This window comes from Burkholderia sp. KL41, assembly GCF_057005415.2.
This window is the reverse complement of record NZ_CM174446.1, coordinates 1,166,462-1,192,820: the sequence shown is the minus strand read 5'-3', so window position 1 is coordinate 1,192,820 and position 26,359 is coordinate 1,166,462. Positions and strand designations below refer to the sequence as shown.

The 26,359-nt window shown below is 65.3% G+C and carries 26 protein-coding genes; 5 read left to right on the top strand and 21 right to left on the bottom strand.

All coding sequences use genetic code 11. From position 1 onward, the window contains the following. Positions 1 to 31 precede the first annotated feature (31 nt). Positions 32 to 286 carry a 30S ribosomal protein S16 gene (gene rpsP / locus PQB87_RS05680; protein ID WP_006476550.1) on the bottom strand — a complete coding sequence of 85 codons (255 nt, stop codon included), beginning with the start codon at positions 284 to 286 and terminating at the stop codon, positions 32 to 34. 153 nt (positions 287 to 439) lie between these two features. On the opposite strand from rpsP, the gene PQB87_RS05675 reads away from it, so the two are divergent. Then, positions 440 to 1,579 (top strand): PQQ-dependent sugar dehydrogenase, encoded by a 1,140-nt coding sequence (locus PQB87_RS05675; RefSeq protein WP_111939640.1) that lies wholly within the window; start codon positions 440 to 442, stop codon positions 1,577 to 1,579. Between the two features lie 109 nt (positions 1,580 to 1,688). Then, positions 1,689 to 2,156 (top strand): NINE protein, encoded by a 468-nt coding sequence (locus PQB87_RS05670; RefSeq protein ID WP_059486875.1) that lies wholly within the window; start codon positions 1,689 to 1,691, stop codon positions 2,154 to 2,156. 49 nt (positions 2,157 to 2,205) lie between these two features. On the opposite strand, the gene PQB87_RS05665 is transcribed toward PQB87_RS05670, so the two are convergent. Further along, the gene (locus tag PQB87_RS05665; RefSeq protein WP_489242668.1) at positions 2,206 to 3,393 is read right to left on the bottom strand and encodes a PA0069 family radical SAM protein; all 1,188 of its coding nucleotides are present in this window, start codon (positions 3,391 to 3,393) and stop codon (positions 2,206 to 2,208) included. Positions 3,394 to 3,483: 90 nt separating this feature from the next. Then, a complete protein-coding gene (locus tag PQB87_RS05660; protein ID WP_011351353.1) occupies positions 3,484 to 3,972 on the bottom strand; it encodes an Lrp/AsnC ligand binding domain-containing protein in 489 nt (162 codons plus the stop codon). Between the two features lie 145 nt (positions 3,973 to 4,117). On the opposite strand from PQB87_RS05660, the gene PQB87_RS05655 reads away from it, so the two are divergent. Further along, entirely contained in the window at positions 4,118 to 5,404 is a 1,287-nt protein-coding gene (locus PQB87_RS05655; protein WP_027788049.1) for a D-amino acid dehydrogenase, read from the top strand. Between the two features lie 100 nt (positions 5,405 to 5,504). Here PQB87_RS05655 and PQB87_RS05650 read toward each other — a convergent pair whose 3' ends face one another. The 6 genes from PQB87_RS05650 to PQB87_RS05625 form a co-directional block, all read right to left on the bottom strand. Then, positions 5,505 to 7,295 carry an acyl-CoA dehydrogenase gene (locus PQB87_RS05650; RefSeq protein WP_153487990.1) on the bottom strand — a complete coding sequence of 597 codons (1,791 nt, stop codon included), beginning with the start codon at positions 7,293 to 7,295 and terminating at the stop codon, positions 5,505 to 5,507. Between the two features lie 98 nt (positions 7,296 to 7,393). Then, on the bottom strand, positions 7,394 to 8,329 hold the full coding sequence (locus tag PQB87_RS05645) for an electron transfer flavoprotein subunit alpha/FixB family protein (RefSeq protein ID WP_048026736.1): 936 nt from the start codon (positions 8,327 to 8,329) through the stop codon (positions 7,394 to 7,396). Between the two features lie 16 nt (positions 8,330 to 8,345). After that, the gene (locus PQB87_RS05640) at positions 8,346 to 9,095 is read right to left on the bottom strand and encodes an electron transfer flavoprotein subunit beta/FixA family protein (RefSeq protein WP_021157446.1); all 750 of its coding nucleotides are present in this window, start codon (positions 9,093 to 9,095) and stop codon (positions 8,346 to 8,348) included. A gap of 228 nt (positions 9,096 to 9,323) precedes the next feature. Continuing rightward, positions 9,324 to 10,118: a MetQ/NlpA family ABC transporter substrate-binding protein gene (locus PQB87_RS05635; RefSeq protein ID WP_059685530.1), complete on the bottom strand. Its 795-nt coding sequence runs from the start codon at positions 10,116 to 10,118 to the stop codon at positions 9,324 to 9,326. Between the two features lie 31 nt (positions 10,119 to 10,149). After that, positions 10,150 to 10,803, bottom strand: a complete 654-nt coding sequence (locus PQB87_RS05630) for a methionine ABC transporter permease (protein WP_006486982.1) — start codon at positions 10,801 to 10,803, stop codon at positions 10,150 to 10,152. Beyond that, complete coding sequence (locus PQB87_RS05625) at positions 10,793 to 11,827, bottom strand: methionine ABC transporter ATP-binding protein (protein WP_027788053.1); 1,035 nt, start codon at positions 11,825 to 11,827, stop codon at positions 10,793 to 10,795. Before PQB87_RS05625 ends, PQB87_RS05630 begins: the two co-directional genes overlap by 11 nt. Positions 11,828 to 12,043: 216 nt before the next feature. Here PQB87_RS05625 and PQB87_RS05620 point away from each other — a divergent pair, with 216 nt between their 5' ends. Further along, positions 12,044 to 12,964, top strand: coding sequence for an alpha/beta hydrolase (locus tag PQB87_RS05620; protein WP_489242667.1), 921 nt, complete (start codon positions 12,044 to 12,046; stop codon positions 12,962 to 12,964). Positions 12,965 to 12,991: 27 nt separating this feature from the next. Here PQB87_RS05620 and PQB87_RS05615 read toward each other — a convergent pair whose 3' ends face one another. Further along, the gene (locus PQB87_RS05615; RefSeq protein ID WP_489242666.1) at positions 12,992 to 13,915 is read right to left on the bottom strand and encodes a histone deacetylase family protein; all 924 of its coding nucleotides are present in this window, start codon (positions 13,913 to 13,915) and stop codon (positions 12,992 to 12,994) included. 43 nt (positions 13,916 to 13,958) lie between these two features. On the opposite strand from PQB87_RS05615, the gene mltB reads away from it, so the two are divergent. Further along, positions 13,959 to 15,302 carry a lytic murein transglycosylase B gene (gene mltB, locus PQB87_RS05610; protein WP_081076022.1) on the top strand — a complete coding sequence of 448 codons (1,344 nt, stop codon included), beginning with the start codon at positions 13,959 to 13,961 and terminating at the stop codon, positions 15,300 to 15,302. A 78-nt stretch (positions 15,303 to 15,380) separates the two neighbouring features. Here the strand turns inward: mltB and cysM are convergent, their stop codons facing one another. The 11 genes from cysM to aroA form a co-directional block, all read right to left on the bottom strand. Then, entirely contained in the window at positions 15,381 to 16,283 is a 903-nt protein-coding gene (gene cysM / locus PQB87_RS05605) for a cysteine synthase CysM (protein WP_042973431.1), read from the bottom strand. 214 nt (positions 16,284 to 16,497) lie between these two features. Next, the gene (locus PQB87_RS05600; protein ID WP_021157453.1) at positions 16,498 to 16,845 is read right to left on the bottom strand and encodes a ComEA family DNA-binding protein; all 348 of its coding nucleotides are present in this window, start codon (positions 16,843 to 16,845) and stop codon (positions 16,498 to 16,500) included. 73 nt (positions 16,846 to 16,918) lie between these two features. Next, the gene (gene rfaD, locus PQB87_RS05595) at positions 16,919 to 17,911 is read right to left on the bottom strand and encodes an ADP-glyceromanno-heptose 6-epimerase (protein WP_048024367.1); all 993 of its coding nucleotides are present in this window, start codon (positions 17,909 to 17,911) and stop codon (positions 16,919 to 16,921) included. A 63-nt stretch (positions 17,912 to 17,974) separates the two neighbouring features. Beyond that, entirely contained in the window at positions 17,975 to 18,925 is a 951-nt protein-coding gene (gene rfaE1 / locus PQB87_RS05590; RefSeq protein ID WP_051363294.1) for a D-glycero-beta-D-manno-heptose-7-phosphate kinase, read from the bottom strand. Positions 18,926 to 18,932: 7 nt separating this feature from the next. Beyond that, positions 18,933 to 20,333 carry a UDP-glucose dehydrogenase family protein gene (locus tag PQB87_RS05585; RefSeq protein ID WP_027788058.1) on the bottom strand — a complete coding sequence of 467 codons (1,401 nt, stop codon included), beginning with the start codon at positions 20,331 to 20,333 and terminating at the stop codon, positions 18,933 to 18,935. Positions 20,334 to 20,423: 90 nt separating this feature from the next. After that, complete coding sequence (gene lapB / locus PQB87_RS05580; RefSeq protein ID WP_059485227.1) at positions 20,424 to 21,596, bottom strand: lipopolysaccharide assembly protein LapB; 1,173 nt, start codon at positions 21,594 to 21,596, stop codon at positions 20,424 to 20,426. Positions 21,597 to 21,649: 53 nt separating this feature from the next. Further along, complete coding sequence (locus tag PQB87_RS05575; protein ID WP_021157458.1) at positions 21,650 to 21,943, bottom strand: lipopolysaccharide assembly protein LapA domain-containing protein; 294 nt, start codon at positions 21,941 to 21,943, stop codon at positions 21,650 to 21,652. A 210-nt stretch (positions 21,944 to 22,153) separates the two neighbouring features. Then, the gene (locus PQB87_RS05570; RefSeq protein ID WP_006486894.1) at positions 22,154 to 22,477 is read right to left on the bottom strand and encodes an integration host factor subunit beta; all 324 of its coding nucleotides are present in this window, start codon (positions 22,475 to 22,477) and stop codon (positions 22,154 to 22,156) included. A gap of 22 nt (positions 22,478 to 22,499) precedes the next feature. Continuing rightward, a complete protein-coding gene (gene rpsA / locus PQB87_RS05565; RefSeq protein WP_027788061.1) occupies positions 22,500 to 24,212 on the bottom strand; it encodes a 30S ribosomal protein S1 in 1,713 nt (570 codons plus the stop codon). A 142-nt stretch (positions 24,213 to 24,354) separates the two neighbouring features. Beyond that, entirely contained in the window at positions 24,355 to 25,041 is a 687-nt protein-coding gene (cmk, locus tag PQB87_RS05560) for a (d)CMP kinase (protein WP_006476573.1), read from the bottom strand. 13 nt (positions 25,042 to 25,054) lie between these two features. Further along, a complete protein-coding gene (aroA, locus tag PQB87_RS05555; RefSeq protein WP_048024362.1) occupies positions 25,055 to 26,359 on the bottom strand; it encodes a 3-phosphoshikimate 1-carboxyvinyltransferase in 1,305 nt (434 codons plus the stop codon).

Below are 26,359 nucleotides of genomic sequence, written 5' to 3'. Positions count from 1 at the left end.
ACAGCCGGCACGACCGGCACACCGTGCCATGTTAGGCAGCCGGTTGCGCCTTTTGCGCTTCCTTCACGAGACGCTGGACGGTCGGCGACAGTTGCGCGCCAACGCCTTGCCAGTACGTCAGGCGATCCTGAGCGATACGCAGCGATTCGCCCTTCGTGGCGACCGGGTTGTAGAAGCCGACGCGCTCGATGAAGCGGCCGTCACGACGGTTGCGCGAATCGGTAGCAACGATGTTGTAGAACGGGCGCTTCTTCGAGCCGCCACGAGCCAGACGGATGATAACCATATGATGTCCTTCGGGAAAACCGGGTTCGAAACTACTGAAACACGCGATTATAGCCGGAAACCAGAGGTACAACAAACACTTACGCGCAAAAATTCCGCGGGCGGCCTGTCCGCCGGGCATAGAATCGTCGTGTCCGGGACGTTCCACACCGTCATGCCGCCCCTTCGCGCCGCCTCGATGTGCCGCGCGCAGCGCCGTTTCGCGGCGCTGCTTGCCGGCCTTGCCTGCCTCGTATCCGCAATGGCGTCAGCCGCGCCGCTGCCGGTGGGCGAACTCGTCGTGCCGCCCGGCTTCCACGTCGAAGTGCTGGCCGACGCGGTACCGACCGCGCGCGAAATGGCGTGGTCGCCACGCGGCATCCTGTATGTCGGCACGCGGGAAGGCCGCGTGCACGCGTTCGTGATGCACGAGGGCCGGATCAGCGCGCGCTACGTGATCGCGTCCGGGCTCGACATGCCCGTCGGTGTCGCCTACCGTGACGGCGCACTCTATATATCAGCCGTATCGCGCATCCTGCGGCTCGATCGCATCGACGACCGGCTCGCCACACCGCCCGCACCCGCCGTCGTCACCGACGCGCTGCCGACCGAACACCATCACGGCTGGAAATTCATCGCGTTCGGCCCCGACGGCAAGCTGTACGTGCCGACCGGCGCACCGTGCAACGTCTGTCTCGCCGATCGCAGCCGCTACGCGATCATCGCGCGCATGAAGGCGGACGGTAGCGGGAACGAGGTTGTCGCCCGCGGCATACGCAATACGGTCGGTTTCGCATGGCACCCCGATTCGGGCGAACTGTGGTTTACCGACAACGGGCGCGACATGATGGGCGACGACGTGCCCGACGACAAGCTGAACCGCGCACCGCGCGCGGGCCTCGACTTCGGCTTCCCGTATTGCCATGGCGGCGACACGCCTGACCCCGAATTCGGCAGCCCCGACGTTTGCCGCCGCTACGTGCCACCCGTATTGAAACTCGGTGCGCACGTCGCGGCCCTCGGCATGCGCTTCTATACAGGGCCGATGTTTCCGGCGTCGTATCGCAACAACGTGTTCATCGCCGAACACGGCTCGTGGAACCGCAGCACGAAGGTCGGCTACCGCGTGATGCGTGTTGTGGTCTCGGCGGACGGCAGCCACGCGCGCCAGACTCCGTTCGTCACGGGCTGGCTGCGGCCCGACGGCACGGTATGGGGACGCCCTGCCGACGTGCTGCCGCTGCCGGACGGCTCGCTGCTCGTCAGCGACGACTACGCGGGCGCAATCTATCGCGTGACCTATGCGGCACCTTGACGCAGTACAGGGGTGACCGGCCCCGACCGCGCATCGTAGAATGCGTGCCGGGCCGCGCGCCCGCGCCGGCCCGCCGGCCGCCCATGCCAACGACAATACGCCGCCATCCATGTCCAGCAGCACCGCACCGTCCCGCCGCTTCCGCTCCAAGACGCTCACCGCCGCCCTCGCGTTCCTGTTCGGTTCGCTCGGCGCGCACCGCTTCTATCTGTATGGCTTTCGCGACGTGTACGGCTGGGCGCACCTGCTCGCGACGATCGTCGGCATCCCGGGCTTCCTCTTGCTCGCCGCGACCCAGCGCAGCGCCGGCCTCGGCTGGTGGCTTGCGGTACCCGGCGCAATCTCGCTGCTGGCCGCCTTCCTCGCAGCCCTCGTCTACGGGCTGCGTCCCGACGAAAAATGGGACGCGCAATTCAACGCGGAGACGGGCAGGCACAGCAAGTCGGGCTGGACCGTGATCTTCGTGGTGATCTTCTCGCTGCTGATCGGCGCGTTCCTGCTGATGACCGCGCTCGCACTGTCGTTCCAGACGTATTTCGAGTCGCAGGTCGAAGCGGCCAAGCAGATTTCGCAGTAAGCGCAACGAACGCGACGCACCGGCACCCCGCGCCGGCTTGGCGCGCCGATCAGAACAGGTTCAATTGCATGTCGTCGCGCGCCTGCGTCGATCGCGTGCCGGCTGAACGCACAGCAACACGCGACACCGGCGCCGCGGCGGCCGGCGTGCCGCGAAACTGCGACAGATCGAGAATGCCGTTCGTGCGCTCGTTCAGCCCGAGCCGCTTGACGGCCTGGCGGAAGCGCTGCCGCAGCAGGTCGGCCCAGATTCCCTCGCCCTTCATCCGTTTCGAGAAATCCGAGTCGTAGTCTTTTCCGCCGCGCATGTCGCGCACGCGGTTCATCACGCGCTCCGCGCGGTCGGGAAAATGCGCGGCCAGCCAGTTCTTGAACAGTGGCGCGACTTCCCACGGCAGCCTCAGGATGATGTAGCTCGCATGCGTCGCGCCGGCTTCCGCGCACGCCTCGAGCACACGCTCCATGTCGGGCTCGGTGACGAACGGAATCATCGGCGCAATGCTCACGCCGACCGGCACGCCCGCCTCGCTCAGCGCACGAATCGTACGCAACCGTCGCGCCGGCGTCGCCGCGCGCGGCTCGAGCGTGCGCGCGAGATCGGCGTCGAGCGTCGTGATCGTGACCGCCGCCATCACCTGCTTGCGCTCGGCCATCGGCGCGAGCAAGTCGAGATCGCGCTCGATCAGCGACGACTTCGTGATCGCCGCGAACGGCAACCCGCGATCGTGCATCACCTGAATCACGCTGCGCGTGATGCGCAAGTCGCGCTCGACCGGCTGGTAGGCGTCGGTGTTGACGCCGAGCGCGATCGGCTCCGGCACGTAGCGCTTGCGCGAAATCTCGCGCTCGAGCAGTTCGGCCGCATTGACCTTCGCATAGATGCGGCTTTCGAAATCGAGCCCCGGCGACAAGCCGAGATAACTGTGTGTCGGACGCGCAAAGCAGTAGATGCACCCGTGCTCGCAACCTCGATACGGATTGAGCGATACGCTGAATGGAATATCGGGCGACTGGTTGTGCGTCAGGATGCTCTTCGCCCGCTCCTCGAATACCTGCGTGCGCAGCGGCGCGGGGAAATCGGCATCGTCCGACTCGTGCGTCCAGCCGTCGTCGACCGCTTCACGCTGGGCGATCTCGTATCGCCCCTGCAGGTTGTCGACCGCACCGCGCCCCTTGCGGGGCACGGGCGGCGCTATCGGAAATTCGTTGTCGGATCGATCGTCCATATGCCCACCCATTCGCCTGCGCCCAATACTGTACATTTATACAGTATTGGGCGCAGCGTGCCAAGGGCGGGATAAAGGGCCCGGCGGCCTGCCGCCGGTACGTCAGTCGCCCACCGCGATCGTCAGCGTCTCCTTGATTTCTTCCATCACGACATAGCTCTTCGACTGCACGGCGCCGGGCAACTGCAGCAGGATGTCGCCGAGCAGCTTGCGGTAGTCGGCCATTTCGCCGATCCGCGCCTTGATCAGGTAGTCGAAATCGCCGGACACGAGATGACACTCGAGCACCTCGTCGATCTTCATCACTTCCCGGCGGAATTGCTCGAACATGTTGCCGCCCTTGTGGCCGAGCGTGATCTCGACGAACACCAGCAGCGCAGCATCCAGCTGATGGGGATCGACACGCGCGTGATAGCCGGTGATCACGCCGTCCCGCTCCATGCGCCGCACACGCTCGATACACGGCGTGACGGTCAGTCCGACCTGTTCCGCGAGGTCCTTCATCGCCATCCGGCCGTCGTCCTGGAGCAGTTTCAGGATGCGCCGGTCGAGCTTGTCGAGCGAGCGTACGGGCTGACGTTGCGTTCTCATTTGTTTATGCTGAAAACCTGAAAAATACGATAACAAAACCTACACATTCGACAATACCATAGCGCAAAAAACTAGATCAGCTAGAGGTTACACGGAGCCGCAGGTGCGCCCGGCCTCGATCTGGTCCCTTCCATCTGGAGCAGCTATGCGAGTCGTCATTCTGGGCAGCGGTGTGGTGGGCGTGGCAAGCGCGTATTACCTCGCGCGCGCCGGTCATGAAGTCACGGTGATCGACCGGGAGGCCGGCCCGGCGCTCGAGACGAGCTTCGCGAACGCTGGCCAGATCTCCCCCGGCTATGCCGCGCCGTGGGCTGCCCCCGGCGTGCCGCTGAAGGCCGTCAAATGGATGTTCGAGAAACACGCGCCGCTCGCGATCCGCCTCGACGGCACGCGCTTCCAGCTCCAGTGGATGTACCAGATGCTGCGCAACTGCACGGCCGAGCGCTATGCAGTCAACAAGGGCCGCATGGTTCGCCTCGCCGAATACAGCCGCGACTGCCTGCAGGCGCTGCGCGCCGATACCGGCATCCAGTACGAAGGCCGCACGGGCGGCACGCTGCAACTGTTCCGCACGCAGCAGCAACTCGACGGTGCAGCGAAGGACATCGCCGTCCTTCAGGAAGCGAACGTGCCGTTCGAACTGCTGTCGCCTGCCGACCTGAAGAATGCCGAACCGGCCCTCGCCGCCGTTTCGCACAAGCTGACGGGCGGCCTGCGCCTGCCGGGCGACGAAACGGGCGACTGCCAGCTGTTCACGACGCGCCTCGCGGCACTCGCGGAATCGCTCGGCGTCAAGTTCCGCTACAACACGCCGATCGATGCGCTCGCGATCGCGGGCGGCAAGATCGCCGGCGTGCAGTGCGGCAGCGAGACGGTGCGTGCGGACGCGTACGTCGTCGCGCTCGGCTCGTACTCGACCAGCTTCATCTCGAACCTGATGAAGATCCCCGTCTATCCGCTGAAGGGCTATTCGATCACCGCGCCGATCGTCAACGAAGCGGCCGCGCCCGTGTCGACCGTGCTCGACGAAACCTACAAGATCGCGATCACGCGTTTCGACCAGCGCATCCGCGTCGGCGGCATGGCGGAAATCGTCGGCTTCGACAAGAAGCTGCGCGCCGCGCGCCGCGAAACGCTCGAAATGTGCGTGAACGACCTGTTCCCGGGCGGCGGTGACACGTCGAAGGCAACGTTCTGGACGGGCCTGCGCCCGATGACGCCGGACGGCACGCCGATCGTCGGCCGCACGCCGGTGTCGAACCTGTTCCTGAACACCGGCCACGGCACGCTCGGCTGGACGATGTCGTGCGGTTCGGGCCAACTGCTCGCGGACCTGATCTCGGGCAAGATGCCTGCGATCCAGGCTGACGACCTGTCGGTACACCGTTACCTGAAGGACGTGGCAGGCCAGACGCGCCCGGCCTACGCATAAGCCGCTGCCGCCCGCAGCAATGCGGGCCTGCCGGCCGGCATCAAAAAGAAAGGCGCCCCGTGGGGCGCCTTTTTCATGACGTCGAGTGTCTCGCGAAGAATCAGAACTGATCTTCCGTCAACGCGAGCACGCCCTCGTTGCCCTTCGTGCCGACGATCGACGCCTCGAGCGCGCCTGCCTGCACCAGCACCTGCTCCGCATAGAGCTGCGCGATCGCGATCTTCGCGTCGAAGAACGCCGGGTCGCTCGCGCGGTTTGCCTGCGCGGCCACCAGCGCACGCGCCATCTGCCATCCGCACAGCACCACGCCCGCCAGCTTCAGGTACGGCACGCTGCCCGCGAACACCGCGTTCGGGTCCTGCTTCGCGTTCGCCAGCACGTAATCCACCACCGACGACAGCGCCTTCGCGCCCTTCTCCAGCTGCACCTTCATCGATGCGGCCGCCGCACCGTCCAGCTTGCCGAGCGCCGCGACAGTCTCGCCGATTTCGGCGATCAGCGCCTTCGCCACCGCGCCGCCGTCGCGCAGCGTCTTGCGACCCACCAGGTCGTTCGCCTGGATCGCCGTCGTGCCTTCGTAGATCGCCAGGATCCGCGCATCCCGGTAATACTGCGCCGCGCCGGTTTCCTCGATGAACCCCATCCCGCCGTGCACCTGCACGCCCAGGCTCGCCACGTCGTTCACCATCTCCGTGCTCCAGCCCTTCACGACCGGCACCAGATATTCGTAGATTGCCTGATGACGCGCCCGCGTCGCCTCGTCCGAATGGCGGTGGGCAATGTCGCTGTGCGCCGCGGCCACGTACGCCAGCGAGCGCGCGCCTTCGGTCAGTGCGCGCATCGTGCCGAGCATCCGGCGCACGTCCGGGTGGTGGATGATCGTCACCGACTGCTTGGCCGACCCGTCCACCGGGCGGCTCTGCACGCGTTCCTTCGCGAATTCCGCGGCCTTCTGGTACGCGCGGTCGGCCACGCCGATCCCCTGCATCCCGACGCCGAAGCGCGCCGCGTTCATCATGATGAACATGTATTCGAGGCCGCGGTTTTCTTCGCCGATCAGGTAGCCGATCGCACCGCCGTTATCGCCATATTGCAGCACCGCCGTCGGGCTCGCCTTGATCCCGAGCTTGTGCTCGATCGACACGCAGTGCACGTCGTTGCGTTCGCCCAGCGAGCCGTCCTCGTTGACCAGGAACTTCGGCACGATGAACAGCGAAATGCCCTTCACGCCTTCCGGTGCGTTCGGCGTGCGTGCCAGCACCAGGTGGACGATGTTGTCCGCCATGTCGTGCTCGCCCCACGTGATGAAGATCTTCGTGCCGAACACCTTGTACGTGCCGTCGCCCTGCGGCTCGGCGCGCGAGCGCACCAGCGCAAGATCCGAGCCCGCCTGCGGCTCGGTCAGGTTCATCGTGCCGGTCCATTCGCCCGAGATCAGCTTCGGCACGTAGCGCTGCTTCTGCTCGTCGGTGCCGGCCGTCAGCAGCGCCTCGATCGCGCCGTCGGTCAGCAGCGGGCACAGCGCGAACGACAGGTTCGCCGCGTTCAGCATCTCGATGCACGGCGTCGCGATCAGCTTCGGCAGCCCCTGGCCGTCGTATTCGGACGGGTGCTGCAACCCCTGCCAGCCGCCTTCGACGAACTGGCGGAACGCTTCGCCGAAGCCCGGCGTCGCGGTCACGACACCGTCCTTCCAGCTGCTCGGATTGCGGTCGCCTTCGACGTTCAGCGGCGCCAGCACCTCGCCGCAGAATTTCGCGGACTCGTCGAGCACGGCCTGCGCCGTGTCGTAACCGGCGTCCTCGAAACCCGGCAGTTGCGCAACGGTGTCGATGCCCGCGAGTTCCTTCAGCACGAACAGCATGTCCTTGACGGGGGCGTTATAGCTCATGGTGTGTCTCCCTCTTCTCTCTTCTGTCGATGGCGAAAAAAAGGGGCGCTCGTCGCGCCCCTCTTCTCGTGTGCTTACCGCCTGAGCGTCACACTGCGTCAGCCGAGCTCGTTCACGAGCTCCGGCACGAGCGCGAACAGGTCGCCGACGAGGCCGTAGTCGGCCACGCTGAAGATCGGCGCTTCCGGATCCTTGTTGATCGCGACGATCACCTTCGAATCCTTCATGCCGGCCAGATGCTGGATCGCACCCGAGATGCCCACCGCGATGTACAGCTGCGGTGCGACGATCTTGCCGGTCTGGCCGACCTGGTAGTCGTTCGGCACGTAGCCGGCGTCGACTGCCGCGCGCGATGCGCCGAGTGCCGCCGACAGCTTGTCGGCCAGCGGCTCCAGCACCTTCGTGTAGTTCTCGCCGCTGCCCAGACCACGGCCGCCCGACACGATGATCTTCGCGCTCGTCAGCTCCGGACGGTCCAGCTTCGTCACTTCACGGCTCACGAACTGCGACTTGCCGGCGTCTGCCGCCGCCTCGATCTTCTCGACCGCCGCGCTGCCGCCTTCCGCTGCAACCGGATCGAAACCGGTCGCACGCACCGTGATGACCTTGATCGGGTCGCTCGACTGCACCGTCGCGATCGCGTTGCCCGCGTAGATCGGGCGCTCGAACGTGTCGGCACTGTCGACAGCCGTGATGTCCGAGATCTGCGCGACGTCCAGCTTCGCGGCGATACGCGGCGCGATGTTCTTGCCGTACGCAGTTGCCGGCGCGAGGATGTGCGAATAGTCCTTCGCGATGTTCAGCGCGGTCGCTTCGACGTTTTCCGCGAGGCCCGCTTCGAGTTGCGGCGCATCGGCCAGCAACACCTTCGACACACCTGCGATCTTCGCTGCGGCATCGGCCGCGCCTTGCGCATTGTGGCCCGCGACCAGCACGTGAATGTCACCGCCGATCTTCGCCGCCGCCGCCACTGTGTTCAGCGTCGCGGCCTTGATCGACGCGTTGTCGTGTTCTGCAATCACCAGAATCGTCATTTCTTTCCGCTCCCTCTTACAGCACCTTGGCTTCGGTCTTCAGCTTCTCGACCAGCGTCTTCACGTCCGGCACCTTCACGCCGGCCGCGCGCTTCGGCGGCTCGGCCACCTTCAGCGTCTTCAGACGCGGTGCGACGTCCACACCGAGGTCTTCCGGCTTCACGGTTTCCAGCGGCTTCTTCTTCGCCTTCATGATGTTCGGCAGCGTCACGTAGCGCGGCTCGTTCAGGCGCAGGTCGGTCGTCACGACCGCCGGCAGCGTCAGCGACAGCGTTTCCGCGCCGCCGTCGACTTCGCGTGCAACCGTTGCCTTGCCGTCAGCGATCGTCACCTTCGATGCGAACGTCGCTTGCGGCAGGCCTGCCAGCGCGGCCAGCATCTGGCCCGTCTGGTTCGAATCGTCGTCGATCGCCTGCTTGCCGAGGATCACCAGTTGCGGCTGTTCCTTGTCGACCAGCGCCTTCAGGATCTTCGCGACGGCCAGCGGCTCGACGCTGTCGTTCGATTCGACGAGGATTGCGCGATCCGCGCCGATTGCCAGCGCCGTGCGCAGCGTTTCCTGCGCTTGCGTCACGCCCACCGACACCGCGATCACTTCGGTCGCGACGCCCGCTTCCTTCAGGCGCACCGCTTCTTCCACCGCGATTTCGTCGAACGGGTTCATCGACATCTTCACGTTCGCGATATCGACGCCCGTGTTGTCCGACTTCACGCGGACCTTCACGTTGTAATCGACCACTCTTTTCACTGGCACCAGGATTTTCATGCACACGCTCCAAAGTTACGAATACGACCAGAGGCCATTCTATAGCGAGGCCTCATGACTGCGCGGCCAAGCGGACCCAACCATCATGGTTGTCGAGGATACCGCTTCTTGACGACGCGCCAATGATAGCGAACGATCGTTCTATTTTAAAAGAGAAAAAACCCGGACGCAAAGCCCGGGTTTTCGATCATCGACTCTAATCTCTCCGGGCGTCCCGTTGTTCGCCCGTTACCAGGCGGCAACGACCGCGCCGCCGAACTTGCCTTCGATGAACTGCTTCACGTCGGCCGAATGATACGCCGCGATCAGTTTCGCGACCCACGGCTTGTTCCGGTCCGCCTCGCGGATCGCGAGGATGTTCGCGTACGGGCCGTTCGGCCCTTCGATCGCGATCGCGTCCTGTTTCGGTTTCAACCCCGCTTCCATCGCGTAGTTGGTATTGATCGCGGCCGCGTCGACGTCGCCGAGCGAACGCGGAATCTGCGCCGCGTCGAGTTCGACGATCTTCAGCTTGCGCGGATTGTCGACGATATCAAGCGGCGTCGCCTTCAGTCCCGCGTCCGCGCGCAGCTTCAGGAGACCCTGCTTCTGCAGCAACAGCAGCGCACGGCCGCCGTTGGTCGGATCGTTCGGGACCGCGACGCGCGCGCCAGGCTTCAGTTCGGTCAGCGACTTCACGCGCTTCGAATAGATGCCCATCGGGAACGTGACGGTATCCGCGACCTTGATCAGCTTGTAGCCGCGATCCTTCACCTGCGCCTGCAGATACGGGTCGTGCTGGTAGCTGTTCGCATCGAGGTCGCCCGACGCAAGCGCTGCGTTCGGCTGCACGTAATCGGAGAATTCGACGATGCGGATGTCGAGGCCGCTCTTCGCCGCGACCTTCTTCACCGCTTCCATGATCTGCGCGTGCGGCCCGCCCGTCACGCCTACCTTGATGGTTTCGGCCTGTGCGTGCGCGCCCGCGAACAGCGCGGCTGCGCCGAGTGCCACCGCGAACTTCAGCATGAAGCGTCGTTGCATCGTCTCTCTCCCCTAACGGATCAATTTCGTCTTATTTGTGGCTCAGCCGGCGGACGAGCCAGTCGCCGAACGACTGCACGATCTGCACGAACACGATCAGGATCGCGACCACCGTCCACATCACTTCCGGCAGATAGCGCTGGTAGCCATAGCGGATCCCGAGATCGCCGAGCCCGCCGCCACCGATCGCGCCCGCCATCGCCGAATAGCCGACCAGCGACACGAACGTGATCGTCAGGCCCGCGACGACACCCGGCAGCGATTCGGGCAGCAGCACCTTGAAGACGATCTGCGACGTGGTCGCGCCCATCGATTGCGCGGCCTCGATCAGCCCGCGGTCGACTTCGCGCAACGCCGTCTCGACGAGACGCGCGATGAACGGCGCGGCCGCGAGCGTCAGCGGCACGACCGCCGCGGCCGTGCCGATCGACGAACCCGTGACGAGCCGCGTGAACGGAATCACCGCGACCAGCAGGATGATGAACGGCGTCGAGCGAACGGCATTCACGATGCCGCCGAGCACGCGATTCACCGCGAGGTTCTGCAGCACGCCCTGGCGGTCGGTCAGGTAGAGCAGCACGCCGAGCGGCAGGCCGACGAGCGCGCCGACCGCCCCGGAGATGCCGACCATGATCAGCGTCTCCCAGAACGACTGCACGAACATATCGAACATCTCACTCAACATACGAAAGCTCCTCTACCACCACACCTTGTTCGCGCAGGAACGCGAGCGCCTGCCCGACCTTGCCCGGCTCGCCGCCCGCGAGCACCGCGAGCGAACCGAATGCCTGCCCCTGGATCTCGTCGATCTGGCCGTGCAGGATGTTGAAATCGAGTTCGTACCGACGGATCGTTTCCGACAGGATCGGCTGGTCGACACCCGAGCCCGTAAACGCAAGCCGCAGCAGATGCCCGCTGCCGGTCTTCAGCCGCTCGGCCACGCGCGCCTTCAGCGCGGGCGGCAACTCCTGCGCGATCACGTCGCCGATCAGCGCGCGCGTCACTTCGTGATGCGGCTGCAGGAACACGTCGATCACGCGGCCTTCCTCGACCACGCGCCCCGCATCGAGCACCGCGACGCGATCGCACACCTGCTTGATCACTTCCATCTGGTGCGTGATCAGCACGATCGTCAGGCCGAGTTCGCGGTTGATGCGCTTCAGCAGGTCGAGGATCGAGCGCGTGGTCTCGGGATCGAGCGCGGACGTCGCTTCGTCCGACAGCAGTACCTTCGGCTGGCTCGCGAGCGCGCGTGCGATGCCGACGCGCTGCTTCTGCCCGCCGCTGATCTGCGACGGATAGCGATCCTTCTGCGCGGACAGCCCGACGAGGTCGAGCAGCGGCAGCACCGCGGCCTCGATGTCGGCACGGCTTGCGCCGGCCAGTTCCAGCGGCAGCGCGACGTTGTCGAACACCGTGCGCGACGACAGCAGGTTGAAGTGCTGGAAGATCATGCCGATCTCGCGTCGCGCCTCGCGCAGCGCGCCAGCAGACAGCAGCGTGAGATCGAGCCCGCCGACGACGACATTGCCTTCGGTCGGCCGCGTGAGCAGGTTGATGGTGCGCACGAGCGTGCTCTTGCCGGCGCCGCTTCGGCCGATGATGCCGAACACCTCGCCCTGCGGGATCGTCAGGTTGATGTTGCGCAGCGCCTCGACCCAGCCGCCCGGCCCGGGAAATCGCTGCGAAAGATTGCGTAATTCGATCATGTAAACAAAACGGCGGCCGGCTGGCGAGTTGGCCCGCCAGTCGGCCGCCGATGCATCTGGAATAACCGTCGATTTTACCGCAAACCCCTCATTCCCCTTAATAATCGATTTCGATCTTTTCATAACCGCACGAAATTAGAGGGACGCCGCTGGCGCGCCACGACGATGCCGCGACTATGATCCGGAACACCGACCAACCGACAGGGGACACGCCAGATGACCGCCACCACCACGCCGGCCGCCGCACCTGCCACCGCCGGACCGGCGCCTTCGTCCCCACCCGCGCCGACGATGGGCCGCCTGCGTACCGCCGACGGGCTCGAACTGGCGTCGTACCGCTGGCCGGCTGGCAACGGCACCGAGCCGCCGCGCGCGACGATCGCACTCGTACATGGCCTTGCCGAACACGCGGGTCGTTATGCCGCGCTCGCCGGCCGGCTGAATGCGGCCGGCATCGAGGTGCTCGCGATCGACCTGCGCGGGCACGGCCAGTCACCCGGCAAGCGCGCCTGGGTCGAGCGCTTCGACGGCTACCTGAACGACGCGGATGCGCTGGTCGCCGAAGCCGCACGCGGCAATTCGCCGCTGTTCCTGATGGGGCACAGCATGGGCGGGGCGGTCGCGGCGCTGTACGCGATCGAACGCGCGCCGGCACGCGGCCACGCGCTGAGCGGCCTCGTGCTGTCGAGCCCGGCGCTCGCGCCGGGACGTGACGTGCCGCGCTGGATGCTCGCTGTGAGCCGCGTCATCAGCCGCATATGGCCGACCTTCCCCGCAATCAGGATCGATGCCGCGCTGCTGTCGCGCGATCCGGTCATCGTCGCAGCCAATCGCGCCGATCCGCTCGTCCATCACGGCGCGGTGCCCGCCCGCACCGGCGCGGAGATTCTCGACGCGATGGCACGCATCGAAAGCGGTCGCGGCGGGTTGCGCGTTCCGGTGCTCGTCTATCACGGCACCGAGGACAAGCTGACCGAACCCGACGGCAGCCGTGCGTTCGGTGCGCGCGTCGGCTCGCCCGATCGCACGCTGACGCTGTACGAAGGCGGCTTTCACGAAACGATGAACGATCTCGAACGCGATCGCGTGATCGACGCGCTGATCGCGTGGATTCACGCGCGCGTGCCGGCGCGCTGAGTGCGCCCGGGGCAGGTCACGCGATCGTCAGATGCCGGCCAGTACGCGCAGGTGCGCGACGACGCTGCGCCCGAGCGCGGACAGGTTGTAGCCGCCTTCGAGGCAGCTCACGATGCGCCCCTGCGCATGCCGGCGCGCCACCTCGACGATCTGCGCGGTCAACCATTCGAAGTCGGCTTCGACGAGGCCGAGGCTGCCGATGTCGTCCTCGCGATGCGCATCGAAACCCGCGGACACGAACAGCATCTGCGGCCTGAACGCATCGAGGCGCGGCAGCCAGAACATGTCGACGGCTTCGCGGATCGCCATCCCGTTGCTGCGCGCGGGCATCGGCAGGTTGACCATGTTCGGCGCCTGGTGATCGACGCCCGAGAACGGGTACAGCGGATGCTGGAAGAAACTGCACATCAGCACCCGCTCGTCGTTCGCGAACGCCGCCTCGGTGCCGTTGCCGTGATGCACGTCGAAATCGATGATCGCGACTCGCTCCAGACCGTGTACGTCGAGCGCATGTCGCGCGGCGATCGCGACGTTGTTGAAGAAGCAGAACCCCATCGCGCGCGCAGGCTCCGCATGATGGCCGGGCGGTCGTACGCCACAGAACGCATTCGCATAGCGGCCTTCGATCACCGCGTCGGTCGCCGCGATCGCGGCGCCGGCCGCACGCAGCGCCGCGCGCCACGTATCGCGGTTCATCAGCGTATCGGGATCGATCTCGACGTAGCCGTCGACAGGCGTCATGCTCCGGATGTAGTCGATGTGCGCCTGCGTATGCACCCGGCCCAGCGCCACCTCGCTCGCGAACGGCGCGGTTTCGTGCACGATCAGATCGTCGATGCGGCTCGCGATCAGTTGATCCTGGATCGCCGACAGGCGGGCCGGGCATTCCGGATGCCATTCCCCCATCTCGTGCAGCATGCAGTCGGGGTGCGTATAGAAAGCGGTTGCCATAAGCTGTCATCCGCGGCGCACGGTGCGCCGCAGGTCTCCATCAATGATGTCCATCGTCTGCCGCGAATTCGCCGCTAACTTACCACAACGGGGGCCTGCCACGCCCCGGCGCGCCGGATCCGTCGGGTATACTGCGCCGAACCCAATCGCCCTGTCCGCCCGCTTCGACATGAATTCCAGCAAGCCTGCCGCCCTTCTCTCCGCGCTGTTCCGTGTTCGCGCTCCGCTCGTCGCGGCCGCTGCCGTCGCGGCTCTCGGCACCGCGCCCGCCGGCGCGCAGACGCAACCCGCGAAGCCCGCGGGCACGCTCGTCGCACAGGCCCAGCCGCAACAGCCGACGCCGCAAGGCCAGACCTTCGAAGAGGAAATCGTTCCGCAGCGTTACGCGAACAACGCGAAGGTCGATGCGTTCATCGACGAGATGGTCAGCCGCAACGGCTTCGACTCCGCGAGCCTGCATGCGCTGTTCTCGCGCATCAGCTATTCGGCGACAGCGGTCAAGCTCGTGAAACCGGCCCCGTCGCCGACGGTCAAGAACTGGCGCGTCTATCGCTCGCGCTTCATCGAGCCGATCCGCATCAACGCGGGCGTGAAATTCTGGAAGGCGAACCAGGCAACGCTGCAGCGTGCATCCGAGCAATTCGGCGTGCCGCCCGAGGTGATCGTCGGCATCATCGGTGTCGAGACGATCTACGGCCGCTACATGGGCAATTTCCGCGTGCTCGACGCGCTGACGACGCTCACGTTCGACTATCCGGACACGCCGAATCGTGACAGCCGCCAGGCAACATTCCGCAAGAACCTCGAGGATTTCCTGGTCTGGACCCGCGACAACCAGCTCGACCCGACCACCGTGCTCGGTTCGTATACGGGCGCGATCGGGATTCCACAGTTCCTGCCGAGCAGCATCCGCGAATATGCGGTCGACTTCGACGGCACGGGCCATGTCGACCTGCGCAGCAGTCCTGTCGATGCGATCGGCAGCGTCGCGAACTACCTGAAGCAGCACGGCTGGGAAACCGACCGACCGGTGGTCTGGCAGATCACGCCCGACACGGGCAGCCTGGGGATCGCACAGGCCGCCGCCGACGGCCAGCCCGAACCGCACTGGGCACTGTCGCAACTGCTGCGCGCGGGCATGACGCTGAACGAGCCGACGGTCAACATCACGACCGAAGCCGGCACGCCCGTGACGGTGGTCGACCTGCCGTCGCCGGGCCGCGCGACCGAATACATGCTCGGGCTCAAGAATTTCTACGTGCTGACGCGCTACAACCGCAGCTTCTTCTACGCGCTTACCGTGTACCAGCTTGGCGAGGCCGTCAAGGCGCAGATGGAAGCGAGCGGCGCACTTCAGCCGAGTACCACCGATACACAGTCGCAGTAAGCACCGCCCGCCCAATGAAAAAGCGCCGCACAAGCGGCGCTTTCTTTTCGTCCACGCGCGACGCGCATCCGCCCGCGTTCAGGCAGGAAACACGCCCGTGGACAGGTAGCGGTCGCCGCGATCGCAGACGATGAACACGATCGTCGCATTCTCGACCTGGCGCGCGATGCGCATCGCGACTTCGCATGCGCCGCCCGACGAAATGCCCGCGAAGATGCCTTCGACGGCCGCGAGGCGGCGCGCCATCGTTTCCGACGCAGCCTGGCTCACGCTCTCGACGCGGTCGACACGGCTGCGATCGAAGATCGTCGGCATATAGGCTTCCGGCCACTTGCGGATGCCCGGAATGCGCGAGCCGTCTTCCGGCTGCGCACCGACGATCTCGATCGCCGGATTCTGCTCCTTCAGATAGCGCGACGTGCCCATGATCGTGCCCGTCGTGCCCATTGCCGACACGAAGTGCGTGACGCGCCCTTCGGTATCGCGCCAGATTTCCGGGCCCGTCGCTTCGTAGTGCGCAACCGGATTGTCGGGGTTCGCGAACTGGTCGAGGATCACGCCCTTGCCTTCGCGCTGCATCTCGTCCGCGAGATCACGTGCCAGCTCCATCCCGCCCTTCACCGGCGTCAGGATGATTTCGGCACCGTAGGCGGCCATGCTCTGGCGGCGCTCGACCGACAGGTCCTCCGGCATGATCAGCACCATCTTGTAGCCTCGGATCGCCGCTGCCATCGCGAGTGCGATACCGGTGTTGCCGCTCGTCGCCTCGATCAGCGTGTCGCCCGGCTTGATGCGCCCGCGCGCCTCGGCCTTGCTGATCATCGACAGCGCCGGACGATCCTTCACGGAACCGGCCGGATTGTTGCCTTCGAGCTTCGCGAGCACCACGTTGTTGCGCGCGCGAATCTCGTCGTCCGGCAAGCGGACCAGTTGGACGAGCGGCGTATTGCCGATCGTGTCTTCGATAGTTTTGTAAGCCATGGATATACCGTGAGTACGAGGCCGATCAATCGATCGATTGTAAACCAGCACCGCTGCTCGCGCCGGCAACCCCATTGCGGCGATGGAATACGCATGCCGTGCAACGCATGGACGCCGCATGCGCCGTGCCCACGCAAAAAACCCGCGGCATGCCGCGGGAAGCCGTCGCAACGACGGCGACTGAAGGAGCTTGTTGTCGGCTGCGCGCGACGCGTTACTTCTGCGTGGTGGTGCGGGCAGGTGCGGCCGCAGGCTTGCCGGCGGCCGGCTTGCCCGGGGCCGGCTGCGCGGCACCCGTACCGGCCGCACCGATCGTCAGGCCTTCCTGCTGAAGCCGCTCGACGGTATGGCCGCCCATGCCTTTCACGCGTGCGGCGAGATCCTCCGCATTCCTGAACGGGCCGCGTGCGCCGCGTTCGTCGAGAATCGCCTTTGCCCGCGCCGGGCCGATACCCTTGATGCCGACGAGCGCATCCTCGTTGGCGGTGTTGACGTCGACGGCCGCCCAGGCCGAGGCGATCGTGCCGAGCATTGCCGCTGCGGCCAACCATTTCCTGATCATGTGCTGGATCTCCGATGAATACGGCCGGCGGCTGCCGACCGTGAGACCCAGTCTATCGATGCAACGCTTCCGTTTAAACCTGGCCGGATAGCCAACGCACGTAGCGATCGACGCCTTCCTGCACGGTCAGGAACGGTGCGTCGTAACCGGCCGCGCGCAGCTTCGTCTGGTCGGCCTGCGTGAAGCACTGGTACTTGCCGCGCAGCGCATCGGGGAACGGCACGTATTCGATCAGCCCTTGCTCGACCTGCTGCGCGAGCGTCAGCGGCGGCAGGTTGTCGAGCGCGCGCAACGTATTCACGACCGTCGACGCGATATCGTTGAACGGCTGCGCACGGCCCGTGCCGAGGTTGAAGATGCCCGACTTCTCCGGATGATCGAAGAAGAACAGGTTCACCTTGGTCACGTCCTCGATCGACACGAAGTCACGCGTCTGCTCGCCCGGTGCGTAGCCGTTGTACTCGCCGAACAGCTTCACCTTGCCTTCCGCACGGAACTGGTTGAAGTTGTGGAACGCGACCGATGCCATGCGGCCCTTGTGCGTCTCGCGCGGGCCGTACACGTTGAAGTAGCGGAAGCCCGCGATCTGGCTCTGCGCGGTCGGCAGCACACGACGGATCACCTGGTCGAACAGGAACTTCGAATAGCCGTAGACATTCAGCGGCGCCTCGACGTCGCGCTCCTCGACGAATCGCGTCGAGCCGCCGTAGGTCGCCGCCGACGACGCGTACAGGAACTGCGTGCCCTGTGCGAGGCAGGTGTCGAGCAACGCGCGGCTGTAGCGGAAGTTGTTGTCCATCATGTAGCGGCCGTCGGTTTCCATCGTGTCCGAGCACGCACCTTCGTGGAACACCGCGCGTACCTTGCCGAAATCGCCGCGTGCGAAACGTTCGACGAATTCCGACTTGTCCAGATAGTCGTCGATTTCGCAATCGACGAGATTCCGGAACTTGTCCGCGCGCGTCAGGTTGTCGACCGCGATGATGCGCGTCTCGCCGCGCTCGTTGAGCGCCTTGACGATGTTCGCGCCGATAAAACCGGCTGCGCCGGTGACGATGAGGGTCATGATCGTCCTGCCTGAAAAGTGCGAGCCATGCGTGCGGCGCGCTCATCGCGCCGCCGCATGCGCTCAATGAAACAGTTCGTCGTAGTCCACCGTGGCCGTGCCGAGCTTGCCGACCACGATGCCTGCCGCGCGATTCGCGAGCACGACGGCGTCGACGAGCGGCACGCCTGCGCCGAGCATCGTCGCGACCGTCGCGATCACGGTATCGCCCGCGCCCGACACGTCGAACACCTCGCGCGCGAGCGCCGGTGCGTGCAGTTCGCCGGTGGCGGAAAACAGCGTCATGCCTTCTTCCGAACGCGTGAGCAGCAGCGCGTCGATGTCGAGTTCCGCGCGCAGCTTCGCGACACGTGCGCGCAGATCGTCTTCCGATTTCCACTGCCCGACCACTTCGCGCAATTCCGCGCGATTCGGCGTGATCAGCGACGCACCGCGATAGCGCGCCCAGTCGTCGCCCTTCGGGTCGACGAGGACGGACTTGCCGGCCGCGCGCGCCTTCTCGATCATCGTCGTGACGTGCGTCAGGCCGCCTTTCGCGTAATCCGACATCAGCACGACGTCGTGCTGCGGCAGCAGCGCATCGAAGCGCGCGAGCCCCGCGAGCAGCACCTCGTGCGTCGGCATGGCCTCGAAGTCGACGCGCAGCAGTTGCTGCTGGCGCGCGAGCACGCGCAGCTTGATCGTGGTCGGCAACGCCGGGTCGCGTTCGAGATGCGGCGTCACGCCGCTGCTGCCGAGCAATTCGACGATGCGCTCGCCGGGTTCGTCGCACCCGACGACGCACAGCAACCCGGCCTGGCCGCCGAGCGTCACGGCGTTGCGCGCGACGTTGGCCGCACCGCCGAGCCGCTCTTCCTGGCGCTGCACGTGCACGACCGGCACGGGCGCCTCGGGCGAAATGCGATCGACGTTGCCGAACCAGTAACGGTCGAGCATCACGTCGCCGACGACAAGCACGCGCGAGCGCGCGAGTTGCGCACGCGGCACCGGAACGACCTCGCGGAGAGTATTCATCGTGTGATCAGCCACGGGAGGACGACTGGGGATCGACATACGGCCGGCCGATCGCGTAGTAGTCGATGCCCAGTTCGGCCATCGCATCCGGCTCGTACAGGTTGCGCCCGTCGAAGATCACCGGCGCCTTCAGTTCAGCCTTCAGGCGCGTGAAATCGGGGCTCCGGAATTCCTTCCACTCGGTCACGATCACGAGCGCGTCCGCGCCCGTCACGGCGATGTCCTGTGTGTCGACGAGATGCAGCCGCGCCAGCGCGTCCGGATCGGTACCGAAATCGAGCGCAAACACGCGCCGCGCCTCGTCGACCGCGACCGGATCGTACGCACGCACGGTCGCGCCGCGTTCGAGCAGCGCGGCGATCAGGCGGCGGCTCGGCGCCTCGCGCATGTCATCGGTGTTCGGCTTGAACGCCAGGCCCCAGACCGCGAACTCGCGGCCGGTCAGGTCGGCACCGAAGCGCTGCTCGATCTTGCCGATCAGCACGTCCTTCTGCGCATGGTTGGCCGCCTCGACGGCTTCCAGGATGCGCAACGGCTGGCCGTTCTCGCCGGCCGTGCGAATCAGCGCCTGGACGTCCTTCGGGAAGCACGAGCCGCCGTAGCCGACGCCGGCGTACAGGAAGTGATAGCCGATGCGCGGATCGGAGCCGATCCCGCGGCGCACGGCCTCGATGTCGGCGCCGACCTTGTCGGCGAGATTCGACATCTCGTTCATGAACGAGATACGCGTTGCAAGCATCGCATTCGCCGCATATTTCGCGAATTCCGCCGAACGCACGTCCATGTAGATCGTGCGCTCATGGTTGCGGTTGAACGGCGCGTAAAGCTTCTTCATCTTCTCGCGCGCGATCGTGCCCGTCTCGTCGTCGTCGACGCCGATGATGATCCGGTCCGGACGCATGAAGTCCTCGACCGCGGCGCCTTCCTTCAGGAACTCCGGGTTCGACACGACCGAGAAGCGATGCGCGACGCTGCCCGCCAGCCCGCGGGCGGCAAGCGCTTCGTCGACCACGCCGCGCACGCGCTGTGCGGTACCGACCGGCACCGTCGACTTGTCGACGATCACCTTGAAGCCCGTCATGTGGCGGCCGATGTTGCGCGCGGCTTCGAGCACGTACTGCAGGTCGGCCGAGCCGTCCTCGTCGGGCGGCGTGCCGACGGCGATGAACTGGATCTCGCCGTGCGCGACGCTTGCCTCGATGTCGGTCGAGAAGCGCAGGCGCCCCGCCGCGCGGTTGCGCGCGATGATGTCCAGCAGCCCAGGTTCGTGAATCGGCATCCCGCCGTTGTTCAGGATGTCGATCTTGCGCGGATCGACGTCGAGGCAGAAGACGTCGTGGCCGATCTCCGCCAGGCAGGCGCCCGTGACGAGACCGACATAGCCGGTGCCGATGATGGTGATTTTCATAGATGTTCCGGTACTTCCCGGTAATTGACTAACTTGGCCGCCGGGACGAACCCGGCGGCAACCGCAGTGCGTTGGCTCCGCGTGCCGGGATCAGCCCGGCATCGCAGGATCGACGCGACGCGGCGCATAGGTTTCCCAGCCGCTGCAGCCCGGACACTGCCAGTAGAAATTGCGCGCCCGGAAACCGCAATTCTGGCACGTATACCGTGGCAAATTCTTGGTGCGCTGCTTGATCAGCGCACGCATCATTTCAAGTTCCTTACGGCGCGGTTCGTCGGCCGCCGCGATCTGCGCATCGAGCAGGTGCAGCATCCCCGACAGGTTCGGCGACTTCTCCATCTGCGTGCGCGCGAGCGTGTGCGCCGCGTCCTGACCGCGCAAGCCCGCGATGTGCTGGTATGCGATGTCGAGCAGGTCGTTCGACGGATAGCGGTCGACATAGCCCATCAGCAGCTCGGCGCCTTCGGCGTTCTTGCCGAGCGCGACGTACGCCTTCATCAGCTTGTCGGCGACGAGCGGCAGATACGCCGGATTCTGCGCTTCGACGCGCTTCCAGTGCTCGATCGCGGCCGCATGGTTGCCCTCGGCCGCCGCGGCGTCGCCGGAGAGGATCGTCGCGCGAACGTTCTGCGGGTTCACGGTCAACGCGAGGCGCAACTGTTCGGCAGCCGCTGCCGCGTTCTTGCGCTGCAGCGCGTCCTGCGCAAGTTCGCAGTGAAACTGCGCAATTTCGACGCCGAGCGGTTTGTCGCTCATCGACTCGATGCGCTTCGCCGTATCGATCGACTTGTTCCAGTCCTTCTCGATCTCGTAGATCGTCAGCAGCGCCCGCTGCGCGCCGAGTGCGTAATCGCCGTCGGCGAGTTTGTGGAACGCCTCCTCGGCGCGATCGAGCAGGCCGGCCTTCAGGAAATCCTGGCCGAGTTCGTACAGTGCGTGGTCGCGCTCGTTGACCGGCAGGTCCGTGCGGCTCAGCAGGTTCTGGTGCACGCGGATCGCGCGGTCGGTTTCGCCGCGGCGGCGAAACAGGTTGCCGAGTGCGAAGTGCAGCTCGACCGTCTCGGGATCCAGCTTGGCGACCTCGATGAACGCGTCGATCGCCTTGTCGGGTTGTTCGTTCAACAGAAAATTCAGGCCGCGGAAATACGAGCGCGGCAGGTTGGCACTCTCCGACAGGAGATTCTTAAGGTCATAGCGTGACGCCGCCCAACCGAGCGCGAACGCGACCGGAATCGCGAGCAACCACCAGAAATCCAGATCCATGCGAAATATCGAAGCAGAGACGAAAACCGCGCGATGATCGCGCGGCGTCCGTGTTAAATGACGGGCGGCATCGGCGGCTGGTCGATGACGGCCGGCGTTTCGCGCGCCGCGCGCAGATCGCGCTTCAGGCGCCCGTTCTCGAGACGCAGGCGGAAGATCGAAGGCAGCGCGGACAGCAAGCCAGCCAGCAGCCCCACGGCGAAGAACGCGAGGCCGATCAGGATCAGCGGCGCCTGCCATGAATAGCCGGCCACGAAATTCAGCGTCGCGGTTTGCGTATTGGCCAGCGCAAGCACCAGCAGCAGTACGAACACCAATACCCGGATCAGCCAGACGATAAACTTCATGAAGCCCTCTCTTTGTTGAGGTTTGCCGCGGCGCGCGACTCCCCTTCGTCGCGCCGAATCGACCCGTATTGTAAAGGAAGCGTTTCCGCGGCTGCGCACATCCTGCACGCACCCGTTGCGTCGCATTCGCCGGAAATGAAAAAAGCGCCCGCAAGGGGCGCTTTTCTTTTCAGCCTTCGCCGGATGGGTTCCGGGCAATCCGGGTGACGCTCAACGCTCGTCGTCCGGATCGTCAGCCTTCAGCGGTTCACCGGCGCGGCCGTCGACGCGTTCCCGCAATTCCTTGCCAGGCTTGAAGTGCGGCACGAACTTCTCGGGCACCTGCACTTTCTCACCTGACTTCGGGTTGCGTCCGACGCGCGCCGGGCGACGGTTGAGGCCAAAGCTGCCGAAACCCCGAATTTCGATACGATGCCCTTTCGCCAGAGCGTCAGACATCGCATCGAGCATCGTTTTCACCGCGAAATCCGCATCCTTGAGGACAAGTTGCGGAAATCGCGATGCCAGCTGCGCGACCAACTCGGATTTGGTCATACTTCAGCAGACCTCGTGAGGCTTACTGGTTCTGGCCGTCGAGCTTCGCCTTCAGCAGCGCGCCGAGGTTGGTCGTACCGGTCGCAGCAGCGCTGGTGTCCGACTGCAGGCCGCGGATCGCTTCCTGTTGTTCAGCCGAATCCTTCGCCTTGATCGACAGGTTGATGCCGCGCGACTTGCGATCGATGTTGATCACCATCGCGTTGACCTTGTCGCCTTCCTTCAGCACGTTGCGTGCGTCTTCGACGCGATCCTGCGAGATTTCCGACGCACGCAGGTAGCCTTCGATGTCGCCCGTCAGCGTGACGACCGCACCCTTCGCATCGACCGTCTTCACGACGCCGTCGACGATCGAGCCCTTGTCGTTCATTGCAACGTAGTTGCTGAACGGGTCGCCTTCGAGCTGCTTGATGCCGAGCGAAATACGCTCCTTCTCGACGTCGATACCGAGCACGATCGCTTCGACTTCGTCGCCCTTCTTGTACTTGCGAACGGCTTCTTCGCCGGCTTCGCTCCACGACAGGTCCGACAGGTGGACCAGGCCGTCGATGCCGCCCGGCAGACCGATGAACACGCCGAAGTCGGTGATCGACTTGATTGCGCCCGTGATCTTGTCGCCCTTCTTGAAGTTGCGGCTGAAGTCATCCCACGGATTCGGCTTGCACTGCTTCATGCCGAGGCTGATACGACGGCGGTCTTCGTCGATCTCGAGGACCATGACTTCGACTTCGTCGCCCAGCTGGACAACCTTCGACGGAGCAACGTTCTTGTTGGTCCAGTCCATTTCCGACACGTGGACGAGGCCTTCGATGCCCGATTCCACTTCGACGAATGCGCCGTAGTCGGTGATGTTCGTGACCTTGCCGAACAGGCGCGTGCCCGACGGGTAACGGCGCGAGATGCCTTCCCACGGATCGTCGCCCAGTTGCTTGATGCCCAGCGAGACGCGGTTCTTCTCTTGGTCGAACTTGAGGATCTTCGCGGTGACTTCCTGGCCAACCGACAGGACTTCGCTCGGGTGACGCACACGACGCCATGCGATGTCGGTGATGTGCAGCAGGCCGTCGATGCCGCCGAGGTCGACGAACGCGCCGTAGTCGGTGATGTTCTTGACCACGCCGTTGACGATCGCGCCTTCCTTCAGCGTCTCGAGCAGCTTCGCGCGCTCTTCGCCTTGGGTTGCTTCGATCACTGCACGACGCGACAGCACGACGTTGTTACGCTTGCGATCGAGCTTGATCACGCGGAACTCGAGCGTCTTGCCTTCGTACGGGGTCGTGTCCTTGACCGGACGCGTGTCGACCAGCGAACCCGGCAGGAACGCACGGATGCCGTTGACCATCACGGTCATGCCGCCCTTCACCTTGCCGGTGATCGTGCCGGTGACGAGTTCGTTGTTGTCGAGAGCCTTTTCCAGCGACAGCCACGATGCAAGGCGCTTCGCCTTGTCGCGCGACAGGATCGTGTCGCCGTAGCCGTTTTCGAGTGCGTCGATCGCGACGGACACGAAATCGCCCGACTGCACCTCAACCTCGCCCTGATCGTTCAGGAATTCCTCGATCGGAATGTAAGCCTCGGACTTCAGGCCTGCATTGACGACCACGAAGTTGTGGTCGACGCGCACGACTTCGGCGGAAATCACTTCGCCGGCGCGCATGTCTTGGCGGGTCAGCGACTCTTCGAACAGAGCCGCGAAAGATTCAGTATTCGGGGTGGAGGTTTGCAGGTCGGACATAAAAATCTGATTGTGCATGGATCGCTGTGCCACGCCGGCCGGAATGGCAGGCTGAAAGGGCCAGATCGATGACCACACGGGGTTAAGGGTTCGAAACACGCTCCGCGCTTGCGACGCGGAACACCTACTGCTACCCGCCTTCTCAGGCGGGCTGGCCGAGCGCCCGGTACCACTGCAGCACCTGATCGACCGCTTCATCGACCGAAAGCGCCGACGTATCGAGCAGCTTGGCATCTGCCGCAGGCTTCAGCGGCGCGGCCGCGCGATTGCTGTCGCGCGCATCACGTTCACGAAGATCCCGGAGCAAGTCATCTATATTAGCAGAAAAACCTTTTTGCATCAATTGCTTATGCCGTCTGGTCGCGCGCGCCTCGGCGCTGGCCGTCAGGAACACCTTCAACACGGCGTCCGGGAAGATCACGGTGCCCATGTCGCGCCCGTCTGCAACGAGGCCCGGCGTCTTCCGGAACGCGCGCTGACGCGCGACGAGCGCGGTGCGCACCGGCCCATGCACGGCAATCGCCGATGCGCGGTTGCCGACCGCTTCGGCACGGATGTCGTTCGACACATCGACGCCGTCGAGCTGCGCGCAGCCCTCCCGGAACGTGATGTGGAGATCGTCGATCAGCTTCACCAGCGCGTCGATGTCCTCTGCCGCGATGCCGTAGCGCACGCTCGCGAGCGCGGCGAGGCGGTACAGCGCGCCACTGTCGAGCAGGTGGAAGCCAAGATGCGCGGCGACGAGCGCGGCGACGGTGCCCTTGCCGGAAGCAGTGGGACCGTCGATCGTGATGACGGGAGTCGGGTGAAAGGGTCGGGTCGATTTCATCGGAACAGTCGGGTCAGGCTTTGGCGAGCGCGGCGAAGCGGTCGAAATAGTCGGGGAACGTCTTGCCGACGCACTTCGGATCGTTGATCCGCACGGGCACACCACCCAGGCTGACGAGCGAGAAGCACATCGCCATCCGGTGATCGTCGTACGTGTCGATCGCCGCGTTCGGCGTGAGCTTTTCCGGCGGCGTGACGACGAGATAGTCAGGACCTTCCTCGACGATCGCGCCGACCTTGCGCAGTTCGGTCGCCATCGCCGCGATGCGGTCGGTTTCCTTCACGCGCCAGCTTGCGATGTTGCGCAGCGTGCTCGGGCCGTCGGCGAACAGCGCCGCGACCGCGATCGTCATCGCCGCATCGGGAATCAGGTTGAAATCCATGTCGATCGGCTCGAGCTTGCCGTGGTCGTGGCCGATGCCGCGCACTTCGATCCAGTCGTCGCCCATCGTCACGTTCGCGCCCATCTGCATCAGCGCGTTCGCGAAGCCGACGTCGCCCTGGATGCTCGCGCGCCCCACGCCCTCGACACGCAGCGGCCCGCCGCCGAGCGCGCCGGCCGCGAGGAAATACGACGCCGACGATGCGTCGCCCTCGACCATGATCTGCCCCGGCGATTTGTAGCGAACCCCGGCCGGCACGACGAAGCGCTGCCAGCCGTCGCGCTCGACGGTCACGCCGAAGCGCTCCATCAGCCGGATCGTGATGTCGATGTACGGCTTCGAGATCAGCTCGCCGTCGATCTCGACGACGATCCGGCCGTCCTTCGCCTTCACGAGCGGCAACGTCATCAGGAGCGCCGTGAGGAACTGGCTCGACACGTCGCCGCGCACGCGGATCGGCGCATCGACCGAGATCGTCGCAGGTTTGATCCGCAGCGGCGGGAAGCCTTCGTTCAGCTCGTAGTCGATCTGCGCGCCGATCTGGCGCAGGCCGTCGACGAGATCACCGATCGGTCGCTCGTGCATGCGCGGCACGCCGTGCACACGATAGTCGCCGCCGTTCACCGCGAGCGCGGCGGTCAGCGGCCGCACGGCCGTGCCCGCGTTGCCGAGGAACAGGTCGGCCGTCTTCGCGGTGAATGCGCCGCGCGTGCCCGTGACGACACAGGTGTCGCCGTCGCGCGCGAGCTTCACGCCGAGCTTGCCGAGTGCGTCGAGCATCACGCGCGTGTCGTCGGAGTCGAGCAGGTTGGTGATCGTCGTTTCGCCTTCGGCCAGCGCCGCGAGCAGCAGCACGCGGTTCGAAATGCTCTTCGAGCCGGGCAGGCGCACGGTGCCCGATGCGCTGGAGTACGGGCCGAGATCGAGATAGTCCAT

What these genes read in the sequence shown, in the direction of transcription:
- PQB87_RS05665 (WP_489242668.1), bottom strand. Translation starts at nt 3,393, where the DNA reads ATGGGTGGGCATATGGACGATCGATCCGACAACGAATTTCCGATAGCG.
- PQB87_RS05650 (WP_153487990.1), bottom strand. Translation starts at nt 7,295, where the DNA reads ATGAGCTATAACGCCCCCGTCAAGGACATGCTGTTCGTGCTGAAGGAA.
- PQB87_RS05635 (WP_059685530.1), bottom strand. Translation starts at nt 10,118, where the DNA reads ATGCAACGACGCTTCATGCTGAAGTTCGCGGTGGCACTCGGCGCAGCC.
- PQB87_RS05670 (WP_059486875.1), top strand. Translation starts at nt 1,689, where the DNA reads ATGTCCAGCAGCACCGCACCGTCCCGCCGCTTCCGCTCCAAGACGCTC.
- mltB (WP_081076022.1), top strand. Translation starts at nt 13,959, where the DNA reads ATGATGTCCATCGTCTGCCGCGAATTCGCCGCTAACTTACCACAACGG.
- PQB87_RS05660 (WP_011351353.1), bottom strand. Translation starts at nt 3,972, where the DNA reads ATGAGAACGCAACGTCAGCCCGTACGCTCGCTCGACAAGCTCGACCGG.
- lapB (WP_059485227.1), bottom strand. Translation starts at nt 21,596, where the DNA reads ATGGATCTGGATTTCTGGTGGTTGCTCGCGATTCCGGTCGCGTTCGCG.
- PQB87_RS05615 (WP_489242666.1), bottom strand. Translation starts at nt 13,915, where the DNA reads ATGGCAACCGCTTTCTATACGCACCCCGACTGCATGCTGCACGAGATG.
- cysM (WP_042973431.1), bottom strand. Translation starts at nt 16,283, where the DNA reads ATGGCTTACAAAACTATCGAAGACACGATCGGCAATACGCCGCTCGTC.
- PQB87_RS05640 (WP_021157446.1), bottom strand. Translation starts at nt 9,095, where the DNA reads ATGAAAATCCTGGTGCCAGTGAAAAGAGTGGTCGATTACAACGTGAAG.
- PQB87_RS05675 (WP_111939640.1), top strand. Translation starts at nt 440, where the DNA reads ATGCCGCCCCTTCGCGCCGCCTCGATGTGCCGCGCGCAGCGCCGTTTC.
- rpsA (WP_027788061.1), bottom strand. Translation starts at nt 24,212, where the DNA reads ATGTCCGACCTGCAAACCTCCACCCCGAATACTGAATCTTTCGCGGCT.
- rfaD (WP_048024367.1), bottom strand. Translation starts at nt 17,911, where the DNA reads ATGACCCTCATCGTCACCGGCGCAGCCGGTTTTATCGGCGCGAACATC.
- PQB87_RS05620 (WP_489242667.1), top strand. Translation starts at nt 12,044, where the DNA reads ATGACCGCCACCACCACGCCGGCCGCCGCACCTGCCACCGCCGGACCG.
- cmk (WP_006476573.1), bottom strand. Translation starts at nt 25,041, where the DNA reads ATGAAATCGACCCGACCCTTTCACCCGACTCCCGTCATCACGATCGAC.
- PQB87_RS05645 (WP_048026736.1), bottom strand. Translation starts at nt 8,329, where the DNA reads ATGACGATTCTGGTGATTGCAGAACACGACAACGCGTCGATCAAGGCC.
- aroA (WP_048024362.1), bottom strand. Translation starts at nt 26,359, where the DNA reads ATGGACTATCTCGATCTCGGCCCGTACTCCAGCGCATCGGGCACCGTG.
- PQB87_RS05585 (WP_027788058.1), bottom strand. Translation starts at nt 20,333, where the DNA reads ATGAAAATCACCATCATCGGCACCGGCTATGTCGGTCTCGTCACGGGC.
- rfaE1 (WP_051363294.1), bottom strand. Translation starts at nt 18,925, where the DNA reads ATGAATACTCTCCGCGAGGTCGTTCCGGTGCCGCGTGCGCAACTCGCG.
- PQB87_RS05570 (WP_006486894.1), bottom strand. Translation starts at nt 22,477, where the DNA reads ATGACCAAATCCGAGTTGGTCGCGCAGCTGGCATCGCGATTTCCGCAA.
- PQB87_RS05625 (WP_027788053.1), bottom strand. Translation starts at nt 11,827, where the DNA reads ATGATCGAATTACGCAATCTTTCGCAGCGATTTCCCGGGCCGGGCGGC.
- PQB87_RS05655 (WP_027788049.1), top strand. Translation starts at nt 4,118, where the DNA reads ATGCGAGTCGTCATTCTGGGCAGCGGTGTGGTGGGCGTGGCAAGCGCG.
- PQB87_RS05630 (WP_006486982.1), bottom strand. Translation starts at nt 10,803, where the DNA reads ATGTTGAGTGAGATGTTCGATATGTTCGTGCAGTCGTTCTGGGAGACG.
- PQB87_RS05600 (WP_021157453.1), bottom strand. Translation starts at nt 16,845, where the DNA reads ATGATCAGGAAATGGTTGGCCGCAGCGGCAATGCTCGGCACGATCGCC.
- rpsP (WP_006476550.1), bottom strand. Translation starts at nt 286, where the DNA reads ATGGTTATCATCCGTCTGGCTCGTGGCGGCTCGAAGAAGCGCCCGTTC.
- PQB87_RS05575 (WP_021157458.1), bottom strand. Translation starts at nt 21,943, where the DNA reads ATGAAGTTTATCGTCTGGCTGATCCGGGTATTGGTGTTCGTACTGCTG.